General features: G+C 70.8%; 23 protein-coding genes and 1 tRNA gene. 8 read left to right on the top strand and 16 right to left on the bottom strand.

All coding sequences use genetic code 11. The annotated features are described in order from the left end of the window. Positions 1–10: 10 nt before the first annotated feature. A tRNA-Leu gene (locus ACIQGV_RS05420) sits at positions 11–85 on the top strand. A 46-nt stretch (positions 86–131) separates the two neighbouring features. On the opposite strand, the gene rdgB is transcribed toward ACIQGV_RS05420, so the two are convergent. The 4 genes from rdgB to ACIQGV_RS05440 form a co-directional block, all read right to left on the bottom strand. Next, positions 132–737 carry an RdgB/HAM1 family non-canonical purine NTP pyrophosphatase gene (rdgB, locus tag ACIQGV_RS05425; protein WP_402490757.1) on the bottom strand — a complete coding sequence of 202 codons (606 nt, stop codon included), beginning with the start codon at positions 735–737 and terminating at the stop codon, positions 132–134. A gap of 43 nt (positions 738–780) precedes the next feature. Then, on the bottom strand, positions 781–1,179 hold the full coding sequence (locus tag ACIQGV_RS05430; protein WP_402490760.1) for a hypothetical protein: 399 nt from the start codon (positions 1,177–1,179) through the stop codon (positions 781–783). Between the two features lie 328 nt (positions 1,180–1,507). Beyond that, on the bottom strand, positions 1,508–2,233 hold the full coding sequence (gene rph, locus ACIQGV_RS05435; protein WP_402490763.1) for a ribonuclease PH: 726 nt from the start codon (positions 2,231–2,233) through the stop codon (positions 1,508–1,510). Between the two features lie 77 nt (positions 2,234–2,310). Next, positions 2,311–2,559, bottom strand: a complete 249-nt coding sequence (locus tag ACIQGV_RS05440) for a glucose PTS transporter subunit EIIB (RefSeq protein WP_402491063.1) — start codon at positions 2,557–2,559, stop codon at positions 2,311–2,313. A 171-nt stretch (positions 2,560–2,730) separates the two neighbouring features. Here ACIQGV_RS05440 and ACIQGV_RS05445 point away from each other — a divergent pair, with 171 nt between their 5' ends. Beyond that, complete coding sequence (locus tag ACIQGV_RS05445) at positions 2,731–4,020, top strand: PTS transporter subunit EIIC (protein WP_402490766.1); 1,290 nt, start codon at positions 2,731–2,733, stop codon at positions 4,018–4,020. 178 nt (positions 4,021–4,198) lie between these two features. Beyond that, complete coding sequence (locus tag ACIQGV_RS05450; RefSeq protein WP_402490769.1) at positions 4,199–5,461, top strand: PTS transporter subunit EIIC; 1,263 nt, start codon at positions 4,199–4,201, stop codon at positions 5,459–5,461. A 119-nt stretch (positions 5,462–5,580) separates the two neighbouring features. Here ACIQGV_RS05450 and ACIQGV_RS05455 read toward each other — a convergent pair whose 3' ends face one another. After that, positions 5,581–6,333 (bottom strand): MBL fold metallo-hydrolase, encoded by a 753-nt coding sequence (locus ACIQGV_RS05455; RefSeq protein ID WP_402490772.1) that lies wholly within the window; start codon positions 6,331–6,333, stop codon positions 5,581–5,583. A gap of 214 nt (positions 6,334–6,547) precedes the next feature. Between ACIQGV_RS05455 and ACIQGV_RS05460 the strand changes: the two genes are divergently transcribed. Continuing rightward, on the top strand, positions 6,548–6,988 hold the full coding sequence (locus ACIQGV_RS05460; protein WP_402490774.1) for a type II toxin-antitoxin system PemK/MazF family toxin: 441 nt from the start codon (positions 6,548–6,550) through the stop codon (positions 6,986–6,988). An 82-nt stretch (positions 6,989–7,070) separates the two neighbouring features. Here ACIQGV_RS05460 and ACIQGV_RS05465 read toward each other — a convergent pair whose 3' ends face one another. The 7 genes from ACIQGV_RS05465 to clpS form a co-directional block, all read right to left on the bottom strand. After that, positions 7,071–8,021, bottom strand: coding sequence for a PLP-dependent cysteine synthase family protein (locus tag ACIQGV_RS05465; RefSeq protein WP_402490776.1), 951 nt, complete (start codon positions 8,019–8,021; stop codon positions 7,071–7,073). Between the two features lie 6 nt (positions 8,022–8,027). Then, entirely contained in the window at positions 8,028–8,306 is a 279-nt protein-coding gene (locus tag ACIQGV_RS05470) for a MoaD/ThiS family protein (protein ID WP_402490779.1), read from the bottom strand. A gap of 113 nt (positions 8,307–8,419) precedes the next feature. Continuing rightward, the gene (locus ACIQGV_RS05475) at positions 8,420–8,515 is read right to left on the bottom strand and encodes a putative leader peptide (RefSeq protein WP_402490782.1); all 96 of its coding nucleotides are present in this window, start codon (positions 8,513–8,515) and stop codon (positions 8,420–8,422) included. An 89-nt stretch (positions 8,516–8,604) separates the two neighbouring features. Beyond that, positions 8,605–9,027 carry a Mov34/MPN/PAD-1 family protein gene (locus ACIQGV_RS05480; protein ID WP_402490784.1) on the bottom strand — a complete coding sequence of 141 codons (423 nt, stop codon included), beginning with the start codon at positions 9,025–9,027 and terminating at the stop codon, positions 8,605–8,607. 171 nt (positions 9,028–9,198) lie between these two features. Continuing rightward, positions 9,199–10,617: an amino acid permease gene (locus ACIQGV_RS05485; protein ID WP_402490786.1), complete on the bottom strand. Its 1,419-nt coding sequence runs from the start codon at positions 10,615–10,617 to the stop codon at positions 9,199–9,201. A 353-nt stretch (positions 10,618–10,970) separates the two neighbouring features. After that, positions 10,971–11,579, bottom strand: coding sequence for a DUF2017 domain-containing protein (locus tag ACIQGV_RS05490; RefSeq protein ID WP_402490788.1), 609 nt, complete (start codon positions 11,577–11,579; stop codon positions 10,971–10,973). 11 nt (positions 11,580–11,590) lie between these two features. Then, a complete protein-coding gene (gene clpS, locus ACIQGV_RS05495) occupies positions 11,591–11,908 on the bottom strand; it encodes an ATP-dependent Clp protease adapter ClpS (RefSeq protein WP_089106662.1) in 318 nt (105 codons plus the stop codon). Between the two features lie 56 nt (positions 11,909–11,964). Between clpS and ACIQGV_RS05500 the strand changes: the two genes are divergently transcribed. Further along, on the top strand, positions 11,965–13,296 hold the full coding sequence (locus ACIQGV_RS05500) for a nicotinate phosphoribosyltransferase (protein WP_402490791.1): 1,332 nt from the start codon (positions 11,965–11,967) through the stop codon (positions 13,294–13,296). A gap of 80 nt (positions 13,297–13,376) precedes the next feature. Beyond that, positions 13,377–13,964: a nicotinamidase gene (locus ACIQGV_RS05505; protein ID WP_402490794.1), complete on the top strand. Its 588-nt coding sequence runs from the start codon at positions 13,377–13,379 to the stop codon at positions 13,962–13,964. Here ACIQGV_RS05505 and ACIQGV_RS05510 read toward each other — a convergent pair. Continuing rightward, positions 13,957–14,292, bottom strand: a complete 336-nt coding sequence (locus ACIQGV_RS05510) for a hypothetical protein (RefSeq protein ID WP_402490797.1) — start codon at positions 14,290–14,292, stop codon at positions 13,957–13,959. The two genes, ACIQGV_RS05505 and ACIQGV_RS05510, sit on opposite strands and share 8 nt — an antisense overlap. 121 nt (positions 14,293–14,413) lie before the next feature. Continuing rightward, the gene (locus ACIQGV_RS05515; RefSeq protein WP_402490800.1) at positions 14,414–16,759 is read right to left on the bottom strand and encodes an immune inhibitor A domain-containing protein; all 2,346 of its coding nucleotides are present in this window, start codon (positions 16,757–16,759) and stop codon (positions 14,414–14,416) included. A gap of 418 nt (positions 16,760–17,177) precedes the next feature. On the opposite strand from ACIQGV_RS05515, the gene ACIQGV_RS05520 reads away from it, so the two are divergent. Then, entirely contained in the window at positions 17,178–17,438 is a 261-nt protein-coding gene (locus ACIQGV_RS05520; protein ID WP_402490802.1) for a hypothetical protein, read from the top strand. 61 nt (positions 17,439–17,499) lie between these two features. Here the strand turns inward: ACIQGV_RS05520 and ACIQGV_RS05525 are convergent, their stop codons facing one another. Then, complete coding sequence (locus ACIQGV_RS05525) at positions 17,500–18,213, bottom strand: RDD family protein (RefSeq protein ID WP_402490805.1); 714 nt, start codon at positions 18,211–18,213, stop codon at positions 17,500–17,502. A gap of 89 nt (positions 18,214–18,302) precedes the next feature. After that, positions 18,303–19,742: an RDD family protein gene (locus ACIQGV_RS05530; RefSeq protein WP_402490807.1), complete on the bottom strand. Its 1,440-nt coding sequence runs from the start codon at positions 19,740–19,742 to the stop codon at positions 18,303–18,305. A 239-nt stretch (positions 19,743–19,981) separates the two neighbouring features. Here ACIQGV_RS05530 and ACIQGV_RS05535 point away from each other — a divergent pair, with 239 nt between their 5' ends. Further along, positions 19,982–20,458, top strand: a complete 477-nt coding sequence (locus ACIQGV_RS05535) for an SsgA family sporulation/cell division regulator (RefSeq protein WP_402490810.1) — start codon at positions 19,982–19,984, stop codon at positions 20,456–20,458. Positions 20,459–20,469 lie beyond the last annotated feature (11 nt).

Consider the following 20,469-nt stretch of genomic DNA (forward strand, 5'->3'; position numbering starts at 1 on the left):
GTAATCGGGCGTGCCCGTACCCCAGCTGGCTAGAGGGTGCCGGTTTAGGTCCGGTATGTCGTGGGTTCGAGTCCCACCGGGCACACTTTCCGTAAGGGCGCCGCAACCGCGAGGTCGGCGCCCTTACATGTTCAGCCTCCCAGCAGCTCGCGCACCACCGGTACCAGGCCGCGGAACGCCTTGCCGCGGTGGCTGATGGCGTTCTTCTCGGCGGGGGTCAGTTCCGCGCAGGTGCGGGTGTCGCCCTCGGGCTGGAGGATCGGGTCGTAGCCGAAGCCGCCCGTGCCGGAGGGGGTGTGGCGCAGGGTGCCGAGGAGGCGGCCCTCCACGACCCGCTCCGTGCCGTCGGGCAGCGCGAGGGCCGCGGCGCAGGCGAAGTGGGCGCCGCGGTGCTCGTCGGCGATGTCGGAGAGCTGGGCGAGGAGCAGGTCCAGGTTGGCCCTGTCGTCGCCGTGGCGGCCGGCCCAGCGGGCGGAGAAGATGCCCGGCGCGCCGTTCAGGACGTCCACGCAGAGGCCGGAGTCGTCGGCGACCGCCGGCAGGCCCGTCGCCTGCGCGAGGGCGTGGGCCTTGAGCAGGGCGTTCTCGGCGAAGGTGACGCCGGTCTCCTTGACGTCGGGGACGTCGGGGTAGGCGTCGGCGCCGACGAGCTCGTGCGGGAGTCCCGCGTCGGCGAGGATCGCCCTGAGTTCGGTGATCTTTCCGGCATTGCGGGTGGCGAGGATCAGGCGGGTCATGGCGTCCAGTATCGCGGGGCCGCCACGACCCGCCCGCACCGGCTTACGGCGTGCAGACCTTGGTGAGTTCACCGGCCGCGTCGGTGACGCCGCTGATGTCCGGGGTCTCGTCGCCGTTCTGGATCGCGGTGGTGACCTCGGTCAGGGCCGCCCGCAGGTCCGCGGTGGCCTTGTCGAGGTCGGCGTCGCCCGTGGAGCTGTCTATCTTCTCCAGGCTCTCCCCGACGGCGTCGATGGCCTCCTCGGTCTGGGCGGGGTCGTTCGCCGCGCTCTCCACCGCCTGCTGGAGGTCGGTCACGGCGTCGGCGACGGCGTCGGCGGTCTCGACGCAGTCCAGTGCCTTGCTCACGGCGTCGCAGCCGGTGGTGAGGCCGGTGGTCAGCACGGCGGCCACCAGGGCGGCGGCGACGGTGGTGGTGCGGCGTCGGCGGCTCGCGGCCATGGAACGGTTCCCTCCCTCTGGGCCTTGCGGCCCCCTCTGTGGACGGGCGCACGGCGTGAGCCGTGCGCCCGTATCCCTAGGACGCGGCGGGGGGGGGGGGGGGGGGGGGGGGGGGGGGGGGGCCGCCCGGCCCGGGGGGGGGGGGGGGGGGGGGGCGGCGGGGGGGGGGGGGGGGGGGGGGGGGGGGGGGGGGGGGGGGGGGGGGGGGGGGCCCCGGGGGGGCGCGGGGGGGGCGGGGGGGGGGGGTGGGGGGGGGGGGGGGGTGGCGGGGGGGGGGGGGGGGGGGGGGGGGGGGGCCCCCCCCCCCCCCCCGTCCGTGGTCCCGGTGCTACTGCTCCAGCGCCTTGGTCTGCAGCAGCGTGAGGTCCGCGCAGCCGGCGACCGCGAGGTCGAGCAGGGTGTCGAGTTCGGCCCGGTCGAAGGGCTGGGCCTCGGCGGTGCCCTGGACCTCGACGAAGCGTCCGTCGCCGGTGCAGACGACGTTCATGTCGGTCTCGGCGCGCACGTCCTCCTCGTAGCGGAGGTCGAGCAGGGGCACGCCGTCCACGATGCCGACGGAGACGGCGCTCACGGTGCCGGTCAGCGGCTTGCGGCCGGCCTTGATCAGCTTCTTGCCCTGGGCCCAGGCGACGGCGTCGGCGAGGGCGACGTACGCGCCGGTGATGGCGGCGGTGCGGGTGCCGCCGTCGGCCTGGAGGACGTCGCAGTCGAGGACGACGGTGTTCTCGCCGAGGGCCTTGTAGTCGATGACGGCGCGCAGGGAGCGGCCGATGAGGCGGGAGATCTCATGGGTCCGGCCGCCGATCTTGCCCCGTACGGACTCGCGGTCGCCGCGGGTGTTGGTGGCTCGGGGCAGCATGGAGTACTCCGCGGTGACCCATCCCTCGCCGGTGCCCTTGCGCCAGCGCGGGACCCCCTCGGTGAAGGAGGCGGTGCAGAGGACCTTCGTGTCGCCGAAGGAGACGAGGACGGAGCCCTCGGCGTGCTTGCTCCACCCGCGCTCGATGGTGACCGGGCGGAGTTCTTCGGGGGTGCGGCCGTCGATTCGAGACATGCGCACGAGCCTATCGGCACGGACGGAAGGGGCTCCTCCCGCGGTGGGAGGAGCCCCTTTCAGGTGAATCCCGTGGATCACATCATGTCTTCGATGTCCGCGGCGATCGGGTCGGCGTCGGTGCCGATGACGACCTGGATGGCGGTGCCCATCTTGACGACGCCGTGCGCTCCGGCGGCCTTCAGGGCCGCCTCGTCGACCAGCGAGGGGTCGTGGACCTCCGTGCGCAGACGGGTGATGCAGCCCTCGACCTCTTCGATGTTGTCGATGCCGCCGAGCCCGGCAACGATCTTCTCAGCCTTGCTGGCCATGTCTTTCTCCCTGATCCGACCTGAGGTGAAGCGCGTGAGCGACTTTGTCGCAGTAACCCACAATTGGCCCAACTTCGCGAGCGTTCGGGCTGTATGGGCCTCAGGATGACGGCACGGCTCCACAATCGTCCGTGACTGGTCTACACCACCTTCCGGACGGTCGCCAAACCGCCCGGAAGGACGCCCATGAGTGAAGAAGCCGTCAGTCCCTCGCGCGCCCGCTGGAACACCCTGTTCCAGGGACTGCAGAAGATGGGGCGCAGCCTTCAGCTCCCCATCGCCGTACTGCCGGCGGCCGGCATCCTCAACCGGCTCGGCCAGCCGGACGTGTTCGGCGACGACGGACTCGGCTGGACGGACGTCTCCAAGGTCATGGCGGGCGCGGGCGGCGCACTGCTGGACGGGTCGCTGGGTCTGCCGATGCTGTTCTGCGTGGGCGTGGCCATCGGCATGGCGAAGAAGGCGGACGGTTCTACGGCCCTCGCGGCGGTGGCGGGCTTCCTCGTCTACTACAACGTGCTGCGCCAGTTCCCCGAGGACTGTCCGCCCGACACCCTGGCCATCCCCAACGTCGGCTGTCTGGCGCCCGTCGAGGACACGGCGGCGGGGTTCACCTACCAGAACCCGGGCGTCTTCGGCGGCATCGTGATCGGGCTGCTGACGGCGTACTTCTGGCAGCGCTATCACCGCACGCGGCTGGTGGACTGGCTGGGCTTCTTCAACGGGCGCCGGCTCGTGCCGATCATCATGTCGTTCGTGGCGATCGCGTTCGCGGCGCTGTGCCTGTGGGTGTGGCCGCCGATCGGTGACGGGCTGGAGAACTTCAGCGACTGGCTGAGCGACGCGGGCTCGTGGGGCGCGGGCATCTTCGGTGTGGCGAACCGTGCGCTGCTGGTGATCGGGCTGCACCAGTTCCTGAACGTGCCCATCTGGTTCCAGTTCGGCACGTACGTCAAGCCGGACGGCACCGAGGTGCACGGCGACATCAACATGTTCCTGGCGGGCGACCCGAACGCGGGCCAGTTCCTGACGGGCTTCTTCCCGATCATGATGTTCGCGCTTCCCGCGGCGGCGCTCGCGATCACGCACACCGCCCGGCCGGAGCGCCGCAAGGAGGTCGGCGGCCTGATGCTCTCGGTGGCCCTCACCTCGTTCGTGACGGGTATCACCGAGCCGATCGAGTACTCGTTCCTGTTCATCGCGCCGGGGCTGTACGCGGTGCACGCGCTGCTGACGGGTGTGTCGATGGCGGTGAGCTGGGGGCTGGGCGTGCACGACGGCTTCAGCTTCTCCGCGGGCCTGATCGACTACGTCATCAACTGGAACCTGGCGACGAAACCGTGGCTGATCATCCCGATCGGGCTGGCGTTCGCGGCCGTCTATTACGTCGTCTTCCGGTTCGCGATCACGAAGTTCGATCTCAAGACGCCCGGCCGGGAGCCGGAGGACCAGCACGAGGACGTCACCAAAGCCTGAAGTCCCCGCTGTCGAGGGCCCCTTGGACCACCCCGGTCCAGGGGGCCCTCGGCGTGCCCGGAACGGGCACGCGGTGTAGCGCTCCGGTAGCAGGAATCGTGGGTTCCTTATGCGCTCTTCATCGTGTACAACAGGTCTACACCACTGAGTGGTGTAGACCACCCCCGATGGAGGAAGTATGAGCACCGCCACCGCATCGGCGGCCCCCGCGAAGAAGCGGGGCTCCGGCCTGTTCCAGGGTCTGCAGAAGGTCGGTCGCAGCCTTCAGCTGCCCATCGCCGTGCTTCCGGCGGCGGGCATCCTGCTGCGCTTCGGCCAGGCCGACGTGTTCGGCGCCGACGGCCTCGGCTGGGACAAGGTCGCGTCCGTGTTCGCCACCGCCGGCGGCGCGGTCTTCGACAACCTGCCCCTGCTGTTCTGCATCGGCGTCGCCATCGGCTTCGCCAAGAAGTCCGACGGCTCGACGGCGCTCGCCGCGCTCGTCGGCTTCCTGGTCTACAGCAACGTCCTGAAGGCGTTCCCGGTCACCGAGGCCGTCGTGAACACCACCGGGAACAAGGGTGTCGACGTCGCCGCGACGTACAACAACCCGGGCGTCCTCGGCGGCATCCTGATGGGCCTGATAGCCGCGGTGCTCTGGCAGAAGTACCACCGCACCAAGCTGGTGGACTGGCTGGGCTTCTTCAACGGCCGCCGGCTCGTGCCGATCATCATGGCCTTCGTCGGCACCGCCGTCGGTGTCTTCTTCGGTCTGGTCTGGGAGCCGATCGGTGAGGGCATCTCCAGCTTCGGCGAGTGGATGACCGGCCTGGGCGCCGGTGGTGCGGGTCTGTTCGGTCTCATCAACCGCGCGCTGATCCCGGTCGGCATGCACCAGTTCGTGAACACCGTCTCGTGGTTCCAGATCGGCGACTTCACCAACGCCGCCGGCGACGTCGTCCACGGCGACCTGAACCGCTTCTTCGCCGGCGACCCGAGCGCCGGACTCTTCATGACCGGCTTCTTCCCGATCATGATGTTCGGTCTGCCGGCCGCCGCCCTGGCCATCGCGCACTCCGCCCGCCCCGAGCGCCGCAAGGCCGTGATGGGCATGATGGTCTCCCTGGCGCTGACCTCCTTCGTCACCGGTGTGACCGAGCCGATCGAGTTCTCGTTCATGTTCATCGCGCCGGCTCTGTACGGCATCCACGCGGTGCTGACCGCCGCCTCCATGGCCGTCACCTGGGCCCTCGGCGCCCACGCGGGCTTCACGTTCTCGGCCGGTCTGATCGACTACGCCCTGAACTGGAACCTCGCCACCAAGCCCTGGATGATCATCCCGGTCGGTCTGGTCTTCGCGGCGATCTACTACGTGGTCTTCCGCTTCGCGATCGCCAAGTTCAACCTCCCCACCCCGGGCCGCGAGCCCGAGGAGGAGGTCGAGGACCTCACGAAGGCGTGAGCCCCTCGCACCCCGCGCGAAAGGCCCCCGGAGCCCTGACAGGCTCCGGGGGCCTTCCCCGTTCGTACGGCCGGATCCCGCGGGTGCGGCCGGATCCCGTGCGACCGGATCCCGTGCGGCTAGATCTCGTACACCGTCCGCGGCACGGCCAGTTCCACCGGCCCGTCGTAGACCGCTCGGGCGTCGGCCAGGTTGATCTGCGGGTCCGTCCACGGGGGGATGTGGGTGAGGACCAGGCGGCGGGCGCCGGCGCGGGCCGCGGTCTCGCCGGCCTCGCGGCCGTTGAGGTGCAGGTCGGGGATGTTCTCCTTGCCGTGCGTGAAAGCCGCCTCGCACAGGAACAGATCGGTGTCACGGGCGAGTTCGTCCAGCACCGGGGTCACACCCGTGTCGCCGGAGTACGTCAGCGACCGGCCGCCGTGCTCGATCCGGATCGCGTACGCCTCCACCGGATGGGCGACCCGCTCGGCGTGCACCGTGAACGGGCCGACCTCGAAGGCGGACGGCTTGACCGTGTGGAAGTCGAAGACCTCGCTCATCGAGGAGGCCGAGGGGGTGTCGGCGTAGGCGGTGGTCAGCCGGTGCTCCGTGCCCTCCGGGCCGTAGACCGGGATGGGGGCGCAGCGGCCGCCGTCGTGCCGGTAGTAGCGCGCGACGAAGTACGCGCACATGTCGATGCAGTGATCGGCGTGCAGATGACTCAGGTAGATCGCGTCGAGGTCGTAGAGACCGCAGTGACGCTGCAGCTCGCCGAGGGCACCGTTGCCCATGTCGAGAAGCAGCCGGAAGCCGTCGGCCTCGACGAGGTAGCTCGAGCAGGCCGATTCCGCGGACGGGAACGACCCCGAGCAGCCGACGACGGTGAGCTTCATGAAGCAGAAACCTCCGAGGACGGGAAGGTCGGAAGAAGGGGCGTCGGGGGGCGTGCGGTCCGTCGAGCGTAAGGCGCAAAACGTCCGGTCGCTCCTCCGCCCGGGGCCGTTGTGGGCGAACTCACCAATGGTGTCACCGGTTCGGCTGGAACGGGGGGTGAGCGAAGCGCGGGAGGGCGCGCGGGGCGGTGTGTGCGCCGGTACCGTCGTCCCTATGGACACGTCCTGGTGGCTGGCGCTCGCGGCGGTGGTGCTGCTCGCACTCGTGGCCGCCCTGGTCGACGGCCGGCTGCGCGCGGGCCCGGCCGGGCGGCGGAGCCGGCCGCGGCGTGCGGCGTCCTCGGTGCGGCCGCGGCCCGCCGAGATCTGGTGGGCGAACGTGCCCTACGAGGACGGTGCGGGGGCGAAGGACCGGCCGTGTCTGGTGCTGACGGTGCGGGGGCGGCACGCGACCGTCGCGAAGATCACGAGCAAGTTCCACGACGAGCGGGCGGGTGTGATCCCGCTCCCGCCCGGTGCGGTGGGTGACGCCCGGGGCCGCACGAGCTTCCTGGAGACGGACGAGCTGCGCGAGGTGCCGGTGTGCGACTTCCGCCGGAGGGTGGGGGTGATGGACCCGGTCCTGTGGGACCAGGTCCGTCACCTTGCGACGTAGGAGCGGCGCCCCCGGGCCCGCGGCCGTCCGCGGGTCCGTCGTGGCTCGTCGCGCGGTTCCCCGTGCCCCCGGGGCGTGGCCGTCACGCCCAGAGCTGGCCCTGGAGCGTCTCGATGGCCTCTTCCGTGGTGGCCGCGGTGTAGACACCGGTGGAGAGGTACTTCCAGCCGCCGTCGGCGACGACGAAGACGATGTCGGCGGACTCGCCCGCCTTCTGCGCCTTCCTGCCGACACCGATCGCGGCGTGCAGCGCGGCGCCCGTCGAGACGCCCGCGAAGATGCCCTCCTGCTGGAGCAGCTCCCGGGTGCGGGTGACCGCGTCGGCGGAGCCGACCGAGAAGCGGGTGGTCAGCACGGAGGCGTCGTAGAGCTCGGGGACGAAGCCCTCGTCGAGGTTGCGCAGGCCGTAGACCAGGTCGTCGTAGCGCGGCTCGGCGGCGACGATCTTCACGTCCGGCTTGTGCTCGCGCAGGTAGCGGCCGACGCCCATCAGGGTGCCGGTGGTGCCGAGGCCCGCGACGAAGTGGGTGACGGAGGGCAGGTCGGCGAGGATCTCCGGGCCCGTCGTCGCGTAGTGGGCGCCCGCGTTGTCGGGGTTGCCGTACTGGTAGAGCATCACCCAGTCGGGATGCTCGGCGGCGAGTTCCTTGGCCACGCGCACGGCGGTGTTGGAGCCGCCCGCCGCCGGGGAGGGGATGATCTCCGCGCCCCACATGCCGAGCAGTTCCCGGCGCTCCTGCGAGGTGTTCTCCGGCATCACGCACACCATGCGGTAGCCCTTGAGCTTGGCCGCCATGGCGAGGGAGATGCCGGTGTTGCCGCTGGTCGGTTCCAGGACGGTGCAGCCCGGGGTGAGACGGCCGTCCTTCTCCGCCTGCTCGATCATGTGCAGCGCCGGGCGGTCCTTGACCGAGCCGGTGGGGTTGCGGTCCTCCAGCTTGGCCCAGATCCGCACGTCCTCGGACGGCGACAGCCGCGGCAGGCGCACCAGAGGGGTGTTGCCCACCGCGGCGAGCGGGGAGTCGTAACGCATCGCCGGTCAGGCCATGCCGCCGGCCACGGCCGGCAGGATCGTGACGTTGTCGCCGTCGGACAGCTTGGTGTTGATGCCGTCGAGGAAGCGGACGTCCTCGTCGTTGAGGTAGACGTTGACGAAGCGGCGCAGCTGTCCGCCGTCCACGATGCGGGCCTGGATGCCCGTGTGCCGGGTCTCGAGGTCGGCGAACAGTTCGGTGAGGGTGTCGCCGCTGCCCTCCACCGCCTTCTGACCGTCGGTGTACTGGCGGAGGATGGTGGGGATGCGGACCTCGATGGCCATGGCTGAGGGCTCCTGTCGGGAGTAGTGGCGTCGGTGGGCGCGCGGCAGCGCAGGTGGACCGGGGTGGTGCGGTGAGCGCCGCGGCTCCACGGCCGTACGGCGGCAGGGCTGCGTCAACAGATGGAGCTGGCGAGCCTGCACAGGTCGACGTGCAGCCGCGCCACGAGCAGCGTGCCCGGCGTCTTGTCGCTCACGTCGTTCAGAACCATGGGCTCATCGTATCGATTCCCGTCCCGGGTCACGGAGTGTGATTCCGTATGGCGGACGGATTTGGTCCGTGATGTGAGACGTGGGCTGCTCAGTACGCCTCGACGATCACGACCTCCTCCTCGGTGACCTCGCCCTCCACGATCCGGAAGGAGCGGAACTGGAAGTCGCCGAGCCCGTCGGTGTCCGCCGTGGAGACCAGGACGTAGTGGGCGCCGGGCTCGTTGGCGTACGAGATGTCCGTGCGGGAGGGGTGGGCCTCGGTCGCGGTGTGGGAGTGGTAGATGACGACCGGCTCCTCGTCGCGGTCGTCCATCTCGCGGTAGAGCTTCAGCAGATCGCCGGAGTCGAACTCGTAGAAGGTGGGCGACATGGCGGCGTTGAGCATCGGGATGAAGCGCTCGGGGCGGTCGGAGCCCGCCGGGCCCGCCACGACGCCGCACGCCTCGTCGGGGTGGTCCTTGCGCGCGTGCGCGACGATCTGGTCGACGAGGGCCTGGGTGATGGTCAGCATGTCCGAAAGGATAAGCAGAAGGGCCGTTCCGTACCGAGGGATGGTACGGAACGGCCCAGATGCCGGACGTCCTGAGCGGCAGCCTCCCGGGGACGCCACGAGTGTCCCCGGACGGCCGGACGCCGGCGCGGTGAAGGTCCGCCGAAATCAGCCGAGGTCAGCGGCCGATTGTCAGCCGACCTTCTCGAACTGCGGCTCGCGGCGTTCCGCGATCTGCGGGTTGCGCGCCTTGAGCACCGCCCAGCCGATGCCCAGGACGACGGCCCAGCCGGCCATCACGTAGAGGCTGACGCGGGAGTCCTTGTCGTAGGCGATCAGGCCGGTGACGAAGAGCAGGAACGCGATGGCGACGTACGAGCACTTCGCGCCGCCGGGCGCCGGGAAGGAGGAGGCGGGCAGCCGGCCCGCGTCGACCGCGCGGCGGTACAGGACGTGGCTGACGAGGATCATGAGCCAGGTCCAGATGCCGGCGCCGGTGGCGACGGAGGTGACGTAGCCGAACGCCTTCTCCGGGACGACGTAGTTCAGGATCACGCCGATGCCCATGAAGAGCACCGAGACGGTGATGCCGAGGGCGGGCGTCTTGGTGGAGGACAGCTTCCTGAAGACCCGCGGGGCCTCGCTGCTCTCGGCCAGGTTCCGCAGCATGCGGCCCGTGGAGTACATGCCGGAGTTGCAGGAGGACAGGGCCGCGGTCAGGACGACGAAGTTGACGATGGCGGCGCCGGCCGGGATGCCGATCTTCGCGAATGCCTCCACGAACGGGCTGACGCCGGGCGCGAACTCCGTCCACTTGACCACGCACAGGATGACCGTGAGGGCACCGACGTAGAACAGCGCGATACGCCAGGGCAGGGTGTTGATCGCCTTGGGGAGGGTCTTCTCCGGGTCCTCCGACTCGCCGGCCGTGACACCGACCAGCTCGACCGCGAGGTAGGCGAACATGACGCCCTGGAGGGTCATCAGGGACGCGCCGATGCCCTTGGGGAAGAAGCCGTCGAACTCCCACAGGTTCGAGACGGCGGCGGTGTCACCGGCGGAGCTGAAGCCGAAGGTGAGCACACCGAGGCCGATCACGATCATGCCGATCAGGGCCGTGACCTTGACCATCGAGAACCAGAACTCCAGCTCGCCGAAGAGCTTGACGGAGATCAGGTTCACCCCGAAGAGGACCACCAGGAAGACCAGCGCCGTGACCCACTGCGGGATCTCCGGGAACCAGTAGTTGACGTAGATCGCGGCGGCCGTGAGCTCGGCCATGCCGGTGACGACCCACATCAGCCAGTACGTCCAGCCGGTGAAGTAGCCGAAGAACGGGCCGAGGAACTCGCGGGAGTACTCCGCGAAGGAGCCCGACACGGGGCGGTAGAGCAGGAGCTCGCCGAGCGCCCGCATGATGAAGAAGATGATCACGCCGGCGAGGGCGTACATGAGGATGAGGCTGGGTCCGGCCTTGGCGATGTTCGCGCCGGCTCCCAGGAAGAGGCCGACGCCGATGGCGCCGCCGATCGCGATCATCTGGACCTGACGGCTGCCGAGCCCTCGCTCGTACCCCTCTTCGGGAGCGTCGGTGACCTTCTCGGAGGTCATGTGTGATGCGCCTTTCTCCATGGCCGATCCCGGGCCTTTCGTCGGCCCCGGATCGGGTCTCGATCCCCCCGGATTGATGGAGCTGGGCAAACCCTCGCGGGGGCCTGCCCGTGCCTGGCCGGCGGTCGCCGGCTCGGTGGCGCACCCGGCGGACATGGGTGGTGTTCGCCGGGCGGTCGTGAAGATTTATCACGGCCGCAACACTGATCGCCGGGGTCGCCTGTGACGCACTGCACAGGAAGAAGCGGACTAACCGGACATAAGCGGGGCGTAAGTGACCATGCTGTTGACTCAACCGTTATCCGGATCTGAGCGTCCGCTGAGCGAACGCGAAAACGGTCACACCGGGATGATCACGGCATGAGCGTCGAGACGAGGGTCTCCTGGAGGCCGCCCAGCCACAGGTACGCCATCACCATCGGCTTGCGCGGGTCCTCGTCGGGCAGCCGGTAGAGCAGATCGGTGTCGTCCTCGTCGGCGATCTCCAGCCGGGAGCCGATCGCCAGACGCAGGTCGTTGAGCGCGCCCAGCCACTGCCGGGACTCCTCCGGCGACAGCTTCAGCACCGCCCCGCCGTCCCCGGCCGCCATGGTCAGCGCGTCCAGCGAGCGGACCACCGCGAGGGCGTTCTCGCGCTTGCCCGCCCTGAGGTCGTTCTCGGTGTACCGGCGGAACTCGGCGGAGTGCGCCTGCCGCTCCTCGGCCTCCCGCGCGGAGCCGGGCAGCTCCTCGGGGTCGCTGTAGGCGTCCGGGAACAGCCGGCGCAGCACCGGGTCCGAGGGCGGCTCGCTCGGCCCCTCCGCGAACAGCTCGGCGAGCGGGTCGCCGTCGGCGTCCTCGGCGGGGCCCGGGCCGATGAGCTCCAGGAGCTGCACGGCCAGCGACCGGATGATGGAGATCTCGACGTCGTCGAGGGCGACGGCCGCGCCGCCGCCGGGGAGCGGTTCGAAGGTGCCTGGCATCAGGGAGGTCGCTACTTCCGGTCCTGCTGGAGGGTGGCCCACAGTCCGTAGCCGTGCATCGCCTGCACGTCGCGCTCCATCTCCTCGCGGCTGCCGCTGGAGACGACCGCCCGGCCCTTGTGGTGGACGTCGAGCATGAGCTTGGTGGCCTTGTCCTTGGGATAGCCGAAGTACGTCTGGAAGACGTACGTCACGTAGCTCATGAGGTTGACCGGGTCGTTGTGGACGATCGTGACCCAGGGGACGTCGGGCTCGGGTACGGCGAAGACCTCCTCCGCCGACTCGGTGCGTTCGATCTCTACGGGAGCGGGTGACGTCACAAGGCCCATGCTGCCACGCCCACGATAAATCGTCACACTGACGAAATGGGGGTAGCATGCTTGCCATGAACACAGCGGACCTTGGGCTGCCGGTGGACGTTCCCTCGACGGCTCTCTTCACGGACCAGTACGAGCTGACCATGCTCCAGGCCGCCCTGGAGGCCGGGACCGCGGACCGCAGGTCGGTCTTCGAGGTCTTCACCCGGCGGCTGCCCGAGGGGCGGCGCTACGGCGTCGTGGCGGGCACCGGGCGGGTCCTGGACGCCGTCGAGAACTTCCGCTTCGACCCCGCCGTACTGGGGTTCCTGCGCGAGCGGGGCATCGTCGGCGAGCAGACGCTGGACTGGCTCGCCGGCTACCGCTTCTCGGGTGACATCTGGGGCTACCCCGAGGGCGAGGTGTACTTCCCGGGCTCGCCGATCATGCGGGTGGAGGGCTCCTTCGCCGAGTGCGTGCTGCTGGAGACCGTGATCCTGTCGGTCCTCAACCACGACTCGGCGATCGCCGCGGCCGCCTCCCGGATGTCGTCGGCCGCCGGGGACCGTCCGCTGATCGAGATGGGCGCGCGCCGCACCCACGAGCTGGCCGCCGTCGCCGCCGCCCGCGCCGCCTACGTCGGCGGCTTCGCCTCCACCTCCGACCTCGCCGCCGGCTTCCGCTACGGCATCCCCACCGTCGGCACCTCCGCCCACGCCTTCACCCTGCTGCACGACCGCGAGCGCGACGCCTTCCGGGCCCAGGTGGACTCCATGGGCCGCGGGACGACGCTGCTGGTGGACACGTACGACGTCGCCGAGGCGGTCCGCACGGCCGTGGAGGTCGCCGGGCCCGGGCTGGGCGCGGTGCGCATCGACTCCGGGGACCTGCTGCTGGTCGCGCACCGGGTGCGGCACCAGCTGGACGAGCTGGGCGCCCGCGGCACCCGGATCATCGTGACCTCCGACCTCGACGAGTACGCGATCGCCTCCCTGGCGGCCGCCCCGGTCGACGCCTACGGCGTGGGCACCCAGCTGGTGACCGGCTCCGGGCACCCCACCTGCTCGATGGTCTACAAGCTGGTCGCGCGGGCCGAGTCCGGCGACCCCAGGGCTCCGCTGGTGCCGGTGGCCAAGAAGTCCACCGGGGGCAAGACCTCCATCGGGGGACGGAAGTGGGCCGCGCGGCGCCTCGACGCCGAGGGCGTCGCCGAGGCGGAGGTCGTGGGCACCGGGGCCGTGCCGGCCGAGCTGGCCGACTCCCAGCTGCTGGTGCAGCTGGTCAAGGGAGGCGACGTCGTGGCACGTGAGCCGCTGGACCTCGTACGGGACCGGCACACGGCCGTCCGGGACGGGCTGCCGCTGTCGGCCACCCAGCTGTCCCGCGGGGAACCGGTGCTTCCCACCGAGTACCTGCGCTGAGCGGAGGGCAGGCCCTCTCCCCTCGGCGGCCCCGAATCTCTAGGCTTTGAAGTTCCAGCATTCGTCGAAGGACATTCACCATGCGCCGCGCCTTGATCGTCGTCGATGTGCAGAACGACTTCTGCGAGGGGGGCAGTCTCGCGGTGGCCGGCGGTGCCGACGTGGCCGCCGCCGTCACCGAGCTGATCGGGCAGGCTCCGGCCGGGTACCGGCACGTCGTGGCCACCCGTGACCACCACATCGCACCCGGGGGCCACTTCGCCGACAACCCGGACTTCGTGCACTCCTGGCCCGCCCACTGCGTCGCGGGGACCGAGGGGGTGGGATTCCATCCGAACTTCGCGCCGGCCGTCGCCTCCGGCGCGATCGACGCGGTCTTCGACAAGGGGGCGTACTCCGCGGCCTACAGCGGGTTCGAGGGGGCCGACGAGAACGGCACCTTCCTGGCCGACTGGCTGCGCGAGCGGCAGATCGACGAGGTCGACGTCGTGGGCATCGCCACCGACCACTGCGTCCGGGCCACCGCCCTGGACGCGGCCCGCGAGGGCTTCCGCACCCAGGTCCTGCTGGACCTGACGGCCGGCGTCGCCGCCGGGACCACCGACCGCGCGCTGGAGGAGATGCGCGCGGCCGGGGTGGAGCTGACGGGGAAGCCCGTGGTCAGCTGACGGGCTCCGCGGGGCGCCTGAGCAGCGCCCGGATGGGGTGCCACAGCTCGGTGACGGCTCCGGCGCCGCTGTCCGGGGCCGTGCGCCATATGAGGCCGTCGGGGTGGTGCAGGACCGCCGTGATCTCGTCCGGGGTGGGCGGGGCGGCGTTGCCGCGCAGGTAGACCGCCCGCAGCCCCAGGTTGCGCAGCCTGGTCAGGGCGCGCGCCCGGTTCTGGGCGTGGACGAGGAACCGCACCGCGGCGGAGCCCTCGGCGCCGGGGCTGGGCAGGTTCAGCGCCACCACCACGCTGCCGTTCGGCAGCTTGCAGAAACCTCCTGCGGCCATACGATCACACCCCCGTGCGCACTGGTGTCAATAAGAAATCCACAGCACGCACCTAAACACGATCGGCGGCAACCCGCCAAGGGGTTGCCGCCGATACGCCTCTGACCTGCGGTGATGCTGTTTACTTCACCGCGGGCGACACCTGGAGCAGGATCGTGGAGCCGTCCGTGGCCTCCTTGACGATCCTGATCTTGGTGTTGGTGTCAGTGATCTCGACGCCCACGCGCGGGTTGGTCGCGTCGTAGTAGGTGTTGGTGCGGTCGTTGAAGACCGAGACACCCGCCTTCGACGGGATCCTGGTCGCCACGTCCGCCTTGTGCAGGGTGATGCCGTCCGTGCGGTAGAGGCTGAACGGCGAGTCGTACGCCTGGACGCGCGCCCGCATCAGGGTGCCGTCGGTGTACTTCAGCTGGGCGGGGTGGGAGTCGACCGGGAGCAGCAGACCGACACCGGGGTGCTGGCTGGTGTTGTTGTCCACCTGGGAGGTGTCCCACTTCCAGATCAGCAGACCGTTCTGGTACGCGTAGTGCTCGACCCAGGACGGACGGGCCGCCGAGCCGAAGTTGTACGGGCCGACCTTGAGGGTCTTGTCGTACGAGACGTACTGGCGGTTCTCCGCGATGTAGAACTGGTCGTACTTCGAGGTGAACGAGGCGCCGACGCGGCCGAAGCCCTTCTTCGTCCAACCGGCGTCGTCGCCCTCGGCGTTGTCCGTGAACAGCGCGGTGCCGTCGGCGACGACGGAGATGTTGTCGCCCGTGAAGCCCTTCAGCGCCACGCCGCCGTCGCTCTGGTAGCGGAAGCGCAGGTCGAACTTCTTGCCCGCGTAGGCGTTCAGGGAGTACGACAGCTTCTTGTAGGCGTCGATCGTGCCGGTCAGGGCCGGCTTGTCGCTGCCGTCACGGGTGATCGGCTGGCCGTCGAGCGTGCCGTCCAGGGCGGTCCAGTTGGCGCCGCCGTCGGTGGAGACCTCGGCGTAGAGGTAGTCGTAGTCCTTCTCGATGTCGTACCAGCCGTCGAGGGTCAGCGCCGCCGACGCCTTGCCGGTCAGGTCGACCGAGCGGGTGAGCGTGTTGCGCAGGTCGTTGCCGCTGCCGCTCCACCACTGCTTGGTGCCGCCGGCCGGGGCGACGATCTCGGTGGTCACGGCCTTCTGGGGCAGCTTGACCACGAGGGCCTGCGCGTGGCGGTTGTTGTACTCCGCGACGCCCAGCTTGTGCTGGGACTTCTTCGCGGCCCTGGCGGTCTCGTAGTCCAGCCAGCCGAGCTGGAGCTTGTCCCAGGCGGTCATGTCGCCGGGGAGGTCGCCGATGCTGTCCTTGCCGGTGCCGAGCCAGGAGCCCGACGACATCAGGGTCCAGAACCCGGTGGAGTTCTCGCCGCCCGCGGTGTCGTAGTGGTCCGGCAGACCGAGGTCGTGGCCGTACTCGTGGGCGAAGACGCCGAGTCCGCCGTTCTCCGGCTGGATGGTGTAGTCGCCGACCCAGATGCCGGAGTCGCCGATCGGGGTGCCGCCGAGCCTGTTGCCCTCGGGGCCGGTGGCGCCGGCGTCGGTGCCGAACGCGTACCAGCGGTGGGCCCAGATGGCGTCCTCGCCCTGCGCGCCGCCGCCCGCCGACTCGTCCTCGCCCGCGTGGACGATCTGGAAGTGGTCGATGTAGCCGTCGCGCTCGTTGAAGTTGCCGTCGTTGTCGAAGTCGTAGCGGTCCCACTGGTCGTAGGAGGCCAGCTTCGCCTTGATCTCGGCGTCGGTCTTGCCGGCGGCCTTCTGCTGGGCGACCCACGCGTTGACGCCGTCCTGGACCGCGAACCAGGCGCAGTTGTCCGGGTCGCAGGCGTTGGAGCCGTAACGGGCCTCGTTGTACGGGACCTTGACCCAGTCCTGGACCTCGCCCTCGACCGAGTAGCGGCCCGAGGACTGCTTCTCGTAGTAGGTCTTGACCGAGTTGGTGCCCTTGCCGAAGTACAGGTCCTGGAAGTGCTGGCGGCTGTAGTCCGCCTGCCAGGCCGTGCTGTTGTCCTGGGTGCGGTCCGGCTTGGCGATCGTGTTGTGCAGCGGGCCGGGCGTGCCGCCGTAGCGGCTGTCGACCTGGTCGCCGAACTCCACCAGGATCGTGAAGATCTTGTCGGTCTTCTCGCGGCGGAGCTCCACGTACTTGCTGTTGCCGCGGCTGCTCTCCAGCTCGACGACCTGCGAACCGCTGCGGTTCTGAAGGTCGGCCTGGCCGGATATGACCTGCTTCAGGGCCTCTTCGCGCTGGGCTTCCTGAGTCTTGCTGAACGGTCCTTCGAGGTTGTGCTCCTGCTGAAGTGCCTTCGGGGACGCCGGGTCCCGGCGGTCCACGGCGGGCGTCTTGGCGCCGCCCGAGTCCGCCTGGGCCACGGCGAACGTCGAGAACGTCGCGGTGGCCGCGGCGAGCGCCACGGCGGTCGCCGTCGCTCTGAACGTCCAGGTTCTGCTGGTCACTTGAGATCCTCCCCCGCGTGCGGGCGCGCGGCAAGGAAGGGTTCCTGTGTCATGGAGGGGCGCCCGCGCGCGCGTGATCAACGCGTGTAGTCAAGTGACGACATTGGACTAGAGGTTGGGCAGAAAAGACAGACCTTGACTTGAGCAGGTCAACTGCACTATGCGGAGTTCCCGCTTCGCTCAGCGGACGTTCCGGCGGCCGTCCGGTCATATTCGACAGGCGCATGCAAACGTCCACTTGATGGACGCCATGACTCGGTGCGCCCCCTGTGCACCGACACTGTTGGTCAGGTCACGCTTACCGCTCGTTCCGTTCGGGCATGCACGCGAGGAGAGTCGCGTGGCGGAACGCCCGGAATTCGGCGGAAAGCCAGGCCGATGCCCTAGTCTCGCCCCCACTTCCGAGGACACGATTGCCATGCCTCGTCCGACTGCCGCACAGCTCGTCTACGGTTCGTCCACCGTGATCCTGTCCACGCTGGCCCTGCTGCTGCTGTCCGGGACCGGTTCGGCCGCGGGCATCGCGTTCGTCGCCCTGGCCGCGCTCGCCCTCGGACTGCTGGTCGCCCTCACCGTCCCGGCGCGCAGGCCCGCGCGGCGCACGCGTCCCGCCGCCGTGGCGCAGAGCGCGCCCGCGCAGGCGGAGCGGGTGGCGGCGTCGGTGGCCGCCGACAACTGACCCCGCGCGCACGGCGAAGGGCGGACCCGCCGGGTCCGCCCTTCGCCGTGTGCGGCACCGCTCAGGTACGGGTGCTGACCACGACCGTCTTGGCCGCCTTGTCGTGCAGGCCCTGCTTGTAGGGCTTGTCGAAGAAGCTCCAGCCGCCGCAGATCGCGGTCCACAGACACGCGCAGCAGAACGCGAACGGGATCCACAGGACCGACGCGCGCATCAGCGAGGTCTGCGCGGAGGGCGTCGAGCCGTTGTCGAGGTTGGCCACCCTCATGCCGAGCCACTTCTTGCCGAGCGTCTGCCCCGTCCTGGCGATCAGGAACGTGTCGTACGCGATGTAGAGGACGGCCGCCACCAGGGACTGCGCGAAGGACTTGCCGACCTCCACGTCGTCGGCGGCGACGTCGTAGTTGTCGACACCGAAGCCCCAGGTGAGCAGCCAGACGACGATGCCGACCATGATCATGTCGATGATCCGCGCGAGGGTGCGCCTGCCGCTGTCGGCCAGCGGGGGCATGCCGTGCAGCGGGTCGGCGGGGTAACCGCCGCCGTACGCGTCACCGCCGCCGTAGGGGCCACCGCCGTAGGGAGGAGGCTGCCCGCCCCCGTAGGGAGGCGGCTGCCCGCCGGGAGGCGGCTGCCCGCCCGGGGGCGGCGGGGTGCCGCCCGACGGAGGCGTGTCGTAGGGCGAGCCCGATCCCTGTCCGGGCGGTGGCTGCTTCCTGAACGGGTCGTCATCCGGTGGCTGGCCGCCGGAGCCGGGGGGCGGTTCGGTGCTCATGGCCCGAGTGGACCGCGGCGGTCCCGGCCCCGCATCCGGCGCGCGGCCGTCCGGGCTACCTGATCATCCGGCTGCGGCGGCCTGCCCGGTCAGCCCGCCACGAAGGTGTGCGCGGCCTTGTCGTGCCAGCACTGACGCCAGGGACGGTCGAACACGCACCACAGGACGCCGAGGACACCGAAGAGGAGCAGGGCCGGGACGCTGTACACCAGCCAGCGGCGCAGCGCGGCCCCGAAGGACGGGGGCTCGTGCGCCTCGATGTCGCGGACCTCCAGGCCCAGCGCCTTCTTGCCCGGCGTGCGGCCCCACTTGGCGGTGGGCAGCGCCTCGTAGAGGACACCGGTCAGCAGCAGGACCGCCAGCACGATGCCGAGGTACGCCGACGTCGTGCCGTCCAGCAGCCAGACCGTGACCGTCTCGCCGGACAGCCTGGCCTCGTCGATCTTGCCCCGGATGTGGTCCAGCGCCCTGGTGGCGAGGGGCACGGCCGCGGCGGCGGTGACGCCCGCGACGACCACGGTGTCGATCAGCCGTGCCGCGAGCCGTCTGCCGAGCCCCGCCGGGCGTGCCTCGGCCTGCCGCCGGGCCGCCGCCTGGAACACGTCCTCCACGGGCGGCTTCCAGGGGGCGACCGGCTGCTCGTCGGCGGACCCGCCGGCGAGGCGGTGCACCTGCTGCGCCCAGGAGGACTGTCCGCCTCCGACAGCGCTCGTCACGGGCGCCGTCGCGGCCGCCTGCTGCGCGCCGCCGGACTGCGCGGGGACGCCGGGGGCCGTCGGGCGGGAGCCGGCCGGACCGGCGGAGGCGGGGGAAGCGGCGGGGGCCGCCGGTGCGGGGGCGGCGGCCTGGGCGGCGTGTCCGCCGGCCGCTCCCGCGGACCCCTGCACGCCCTGGGCCGCGGCGCGTTCGGCGGCGGCCAGGCCGGCACCGAAGCCGGGTCCGTCGGCCGCCCTCGGCGGGACGGCCCGGAAGGTCATGGTGCCCTCGTCGGCCGCAGGTCCGGACGCGGCACCGGCGCCGGAAGCCTGCGCCGGGGCTCCGTCCGCGAAGTGGGGACCTCCCGCCTGCGGGGCGTTCTCGCCCGGCTGATCCGCACCCGAACCGGTGACGGCCGGCCGGCGGAGGCCGAAGGCGCCGCCGCTGTCGGCGGACGGCGGGTCGGCGGGGACCCGGGGGTCGGCGCCCCACGAGATCCGGCGGTCCTGCTCGCCGCCGAATCCGGACTGGCGGGCGCGGTCGGCCGCCCAGGCGGAGGCAGGCTCCTGGCGGGCACCGGCCGCGGACCGCCCCGGCTCGGGGTCCTCGTCGAAGAAGTGCGGGCCGGTCTCCTCCACCGGCGGGGCCGCGGAGGCAGGCGGGGCCGCGCCCTGGGGCGGGCTGAGCGGCGCTCCGTCGGACGGCGCCGGGCGGCTCGTGCCCGGCACCCAGGCAGAACCGTTCCAGTACCGGACATATCCGGGGATGGAGGGGTCCGGGTAATACCCTTCGCGGGGCCTGTCGTCACCGGGGGCCGGGGTTGGGGCGCTCATGTCCGTCGTCCCGTATCTGCTCGGGGGTCGTATGGGGGCCTCCACATCTATCAGACCGGCGCATCCGGCAGGGCCCGTCCCGCAGTACCCACCCCTATCCGGGCAACGGCGTACGCCCGCTTCGCCCCGTCCGGAAAAAATTCCCCAGAACCCGCGTAATGCCCGGGGCCCGCCCCGCTCTCCATTCGTACGGGCCCGCCCCCGGGTCCGCGGCAGACCCGTACGAGAGAGGAACGGACATGCATCCCACCGTCGTCGAGCGTGAGCTGGAGCTCAGGCTCATCCTGTCGCCCGAGCGCAGCGTCCCGGTCCCGGCCCGGCTCAGCTACTGCACCGACGACCCCTTCGCCGTGCACATCGCCTTCCACATCACCTCCGGGCATCCGGTGAACTGGACGTTCGCCCGCGAGCTGCTGGTGGAGGGGGTGTTCCGGCCGTGCGGGCACGGGGACGTGCGGGTGTGGCCGACGAAGACGGAGGGGCACGGTGTCGTGCTGATGGCGCTCAGCTCCCCCGACGGCGACGCCCTGCTGGAGGCGCCCGCCGCGCAGGTGTCGGCCTGGCTGGAGCGCACCCTGCGGGTGGTCCCTCCGGGGTCCGAGGCCGGGCGGCTCGGCATCGACGCCGGCCTCGCCGAACTGCTGGCGCCCCTGCCGGCCGACGACCTGTGGCTGCGCGACCCGTGGCCGTCGGACGAGTCGCGGGAAGGGGAGTGAGCTGTCACGGA

The organism is Streptomyces sp. NPDC093094 (assembly GCF_044754345.1).
In the GTDB taxonomy this organism is placed as follows: domain Bacteria; phylum Actinomycetota; class Actinomycetes; order Streptomycetales; family Streptomycetaceae; genus Streptomyces.

What these genes read in the sequence shown, in the direction of transcription:
- ACIQGV_RS05455 (WP_402490772.1), bottom strand. Translation starts at nt 6,333, where the DNA reads ATGAAGCTCACCGTCGTCGGCTGCTCGGGGTCGTTCCCGTCCGCGGAA.
- ACIQGV_RS05535 (WP_402490810.1), top strand. Translation starts at nt 19,982, where the DNA reads ATGCATCCCACCGTCGTCGAGCGTGAGCTGGAGCTCAGGCTCATCCTG.
- ACIQGV_RS05520 (WP_402490802.1), top strand. Translation starts at nt 17,178, where the DNA reads ATGCCTCGTCCGACTGCCGCACAGCTCGTCTACGGTTCGTCCACCGTG.
- ACIQGV_RS05490 (WP_402490788.1), bottom strand. Translation starts at nt 11,579, where the DNA reads ATGCCAGGCACCTTCGAACCGCTCCCCGGCGGCGGCGCGGCCGTCGCC.
- ACIQGV_RS05475 (WP_402490782.1), bottom strand. Translation starts at nt 8,515, where the DNA reads ATGGTTCTGAACGACGTGAGCGACAAGACGCCGGGCACGCTGCTCGTG.
- ACIQGV_RS05510 (WP_402490797.1), bottom strand. Translation starts at nt 14,292, where the DNA reads ATGGCCGCAGGAGGTTTCTGCAAGCTGCCGAACGGCAGCGTGGTGGTG.
- ACIQGV_RS05465 (WP_402490776.1), bottom strand. Translation starts at nt 8,021, where the DNA reads ATGCGTTACGACTCCCCGCTCGCCGCGGTGGGCAACACCCCTCTGGTG.
- ACIQGV_RS05460 (WP_402490774.1), top strand. Translation starts at nt 6,548, where the DNA reads ATGGACACGTCCTGGTGGCTGGCGCTCGCGGCGGTGGTGCTGCTCGCA.
- ACIQGV_RS05450 (WP_402490769.1), top strand. Translation starts at nt 4,199, where the DNA reads ATGAGCACCGCCACCGCATCGGCGGCCCCCGCGAAGAAGCGGGGCTCC.
- clpS (WP_089106662.1), bottom strand. Translation starts at nt 11,908, where the DNA reads ATGGGCCTTGTGACGTCACCCGCTCCCGTAGAGATCGAACGCACCGAG.
- ACIQGV_RS05445 (WP_402490766.1), top strand. Translation starts at nt 2,731, where the DNA reads ATGAGTGAAGAAGCCGTCAGTCCCTCGCGCGCCCGCTGGAACACCCTG.
- rph (WP_402490763.1), bottom strand. Translation starts at nt 2,233, where the DNA reads ATGTCTCGAATCGACGGCCGCACCCCCGAAGAACTCCGCCCGGTCACC.
- rdgB (WP_402490757.1), bottom strand. Translation starts at nt 737, where the DNA reads ATGACCCGCCTGATCCTCGCCACCCGCAATGCCGGAAAGATCACCGAA.
- ACIQGV_RS05500 (WP_402490791.1), top strand. Translation starts at nt 11,965, where the DNA reads ATGAACACAGCGGACCTTGGGCTGCCGGTGGACGTTCCCTCGACGGCT.
- ACIQGV_RS05505 (WP_402490794.1), top strand. Translation starts at nt 13,377, where the DNA reads ATGCGCCGCGCCTTGATCGTCGTCGATGTGCAGAACGACTTCTGCGAG.
- ACIQGV_RS05525 (WP_402490805.1), bottom strand. Translation starts at nt 18,213, where the DNA reads ATGAGCACCGAACCGCCCCCCGGCTCCGGCGGCCAGCCACCGGATGAC.
- ACIQGV_RS05470 (WP_402490779.1), bottom strand. Translation starts at nt 8,306, where the DNA reads ATGGCCATCGAGGTCCGCATCCCCACCATCCTCCGCCAGTACACCGAC.
- ACIQGV_RS05485 (WP_402490786.1), bottom strand. Translation starts at nt 10,617, where the DNA reads ATGACCTCCGAGAAGGTCACCGACGCTCCCGAAGAGGGGTACGAGCGA.
- ACIQGV_RS05480 (WP_402490784.1), bottom strand. Translation starts at nt 9,027, where the DNA reads ATGCTGACCATCACCCAGGCCCTCGTCGACCAGATCGTCGCGCACGCG.
- ACIQGV_RS05530 (WP_402490807.1), bottom strand. Translation starts at nt 19,742, where the DNA reads ATGAGCGCCCCAACCCCGGCCCCCGGTGACGACAGGCCCCGCGAAGGG.
- ACIQGV_RS05430 (WP_402490760.1), bottom strand. Translation starts at nt 1,179, where the DNA reads ATGGCCGCGAGCCGCCGACGCCGCACCACCACCGTCGCCGCCGCCCTG.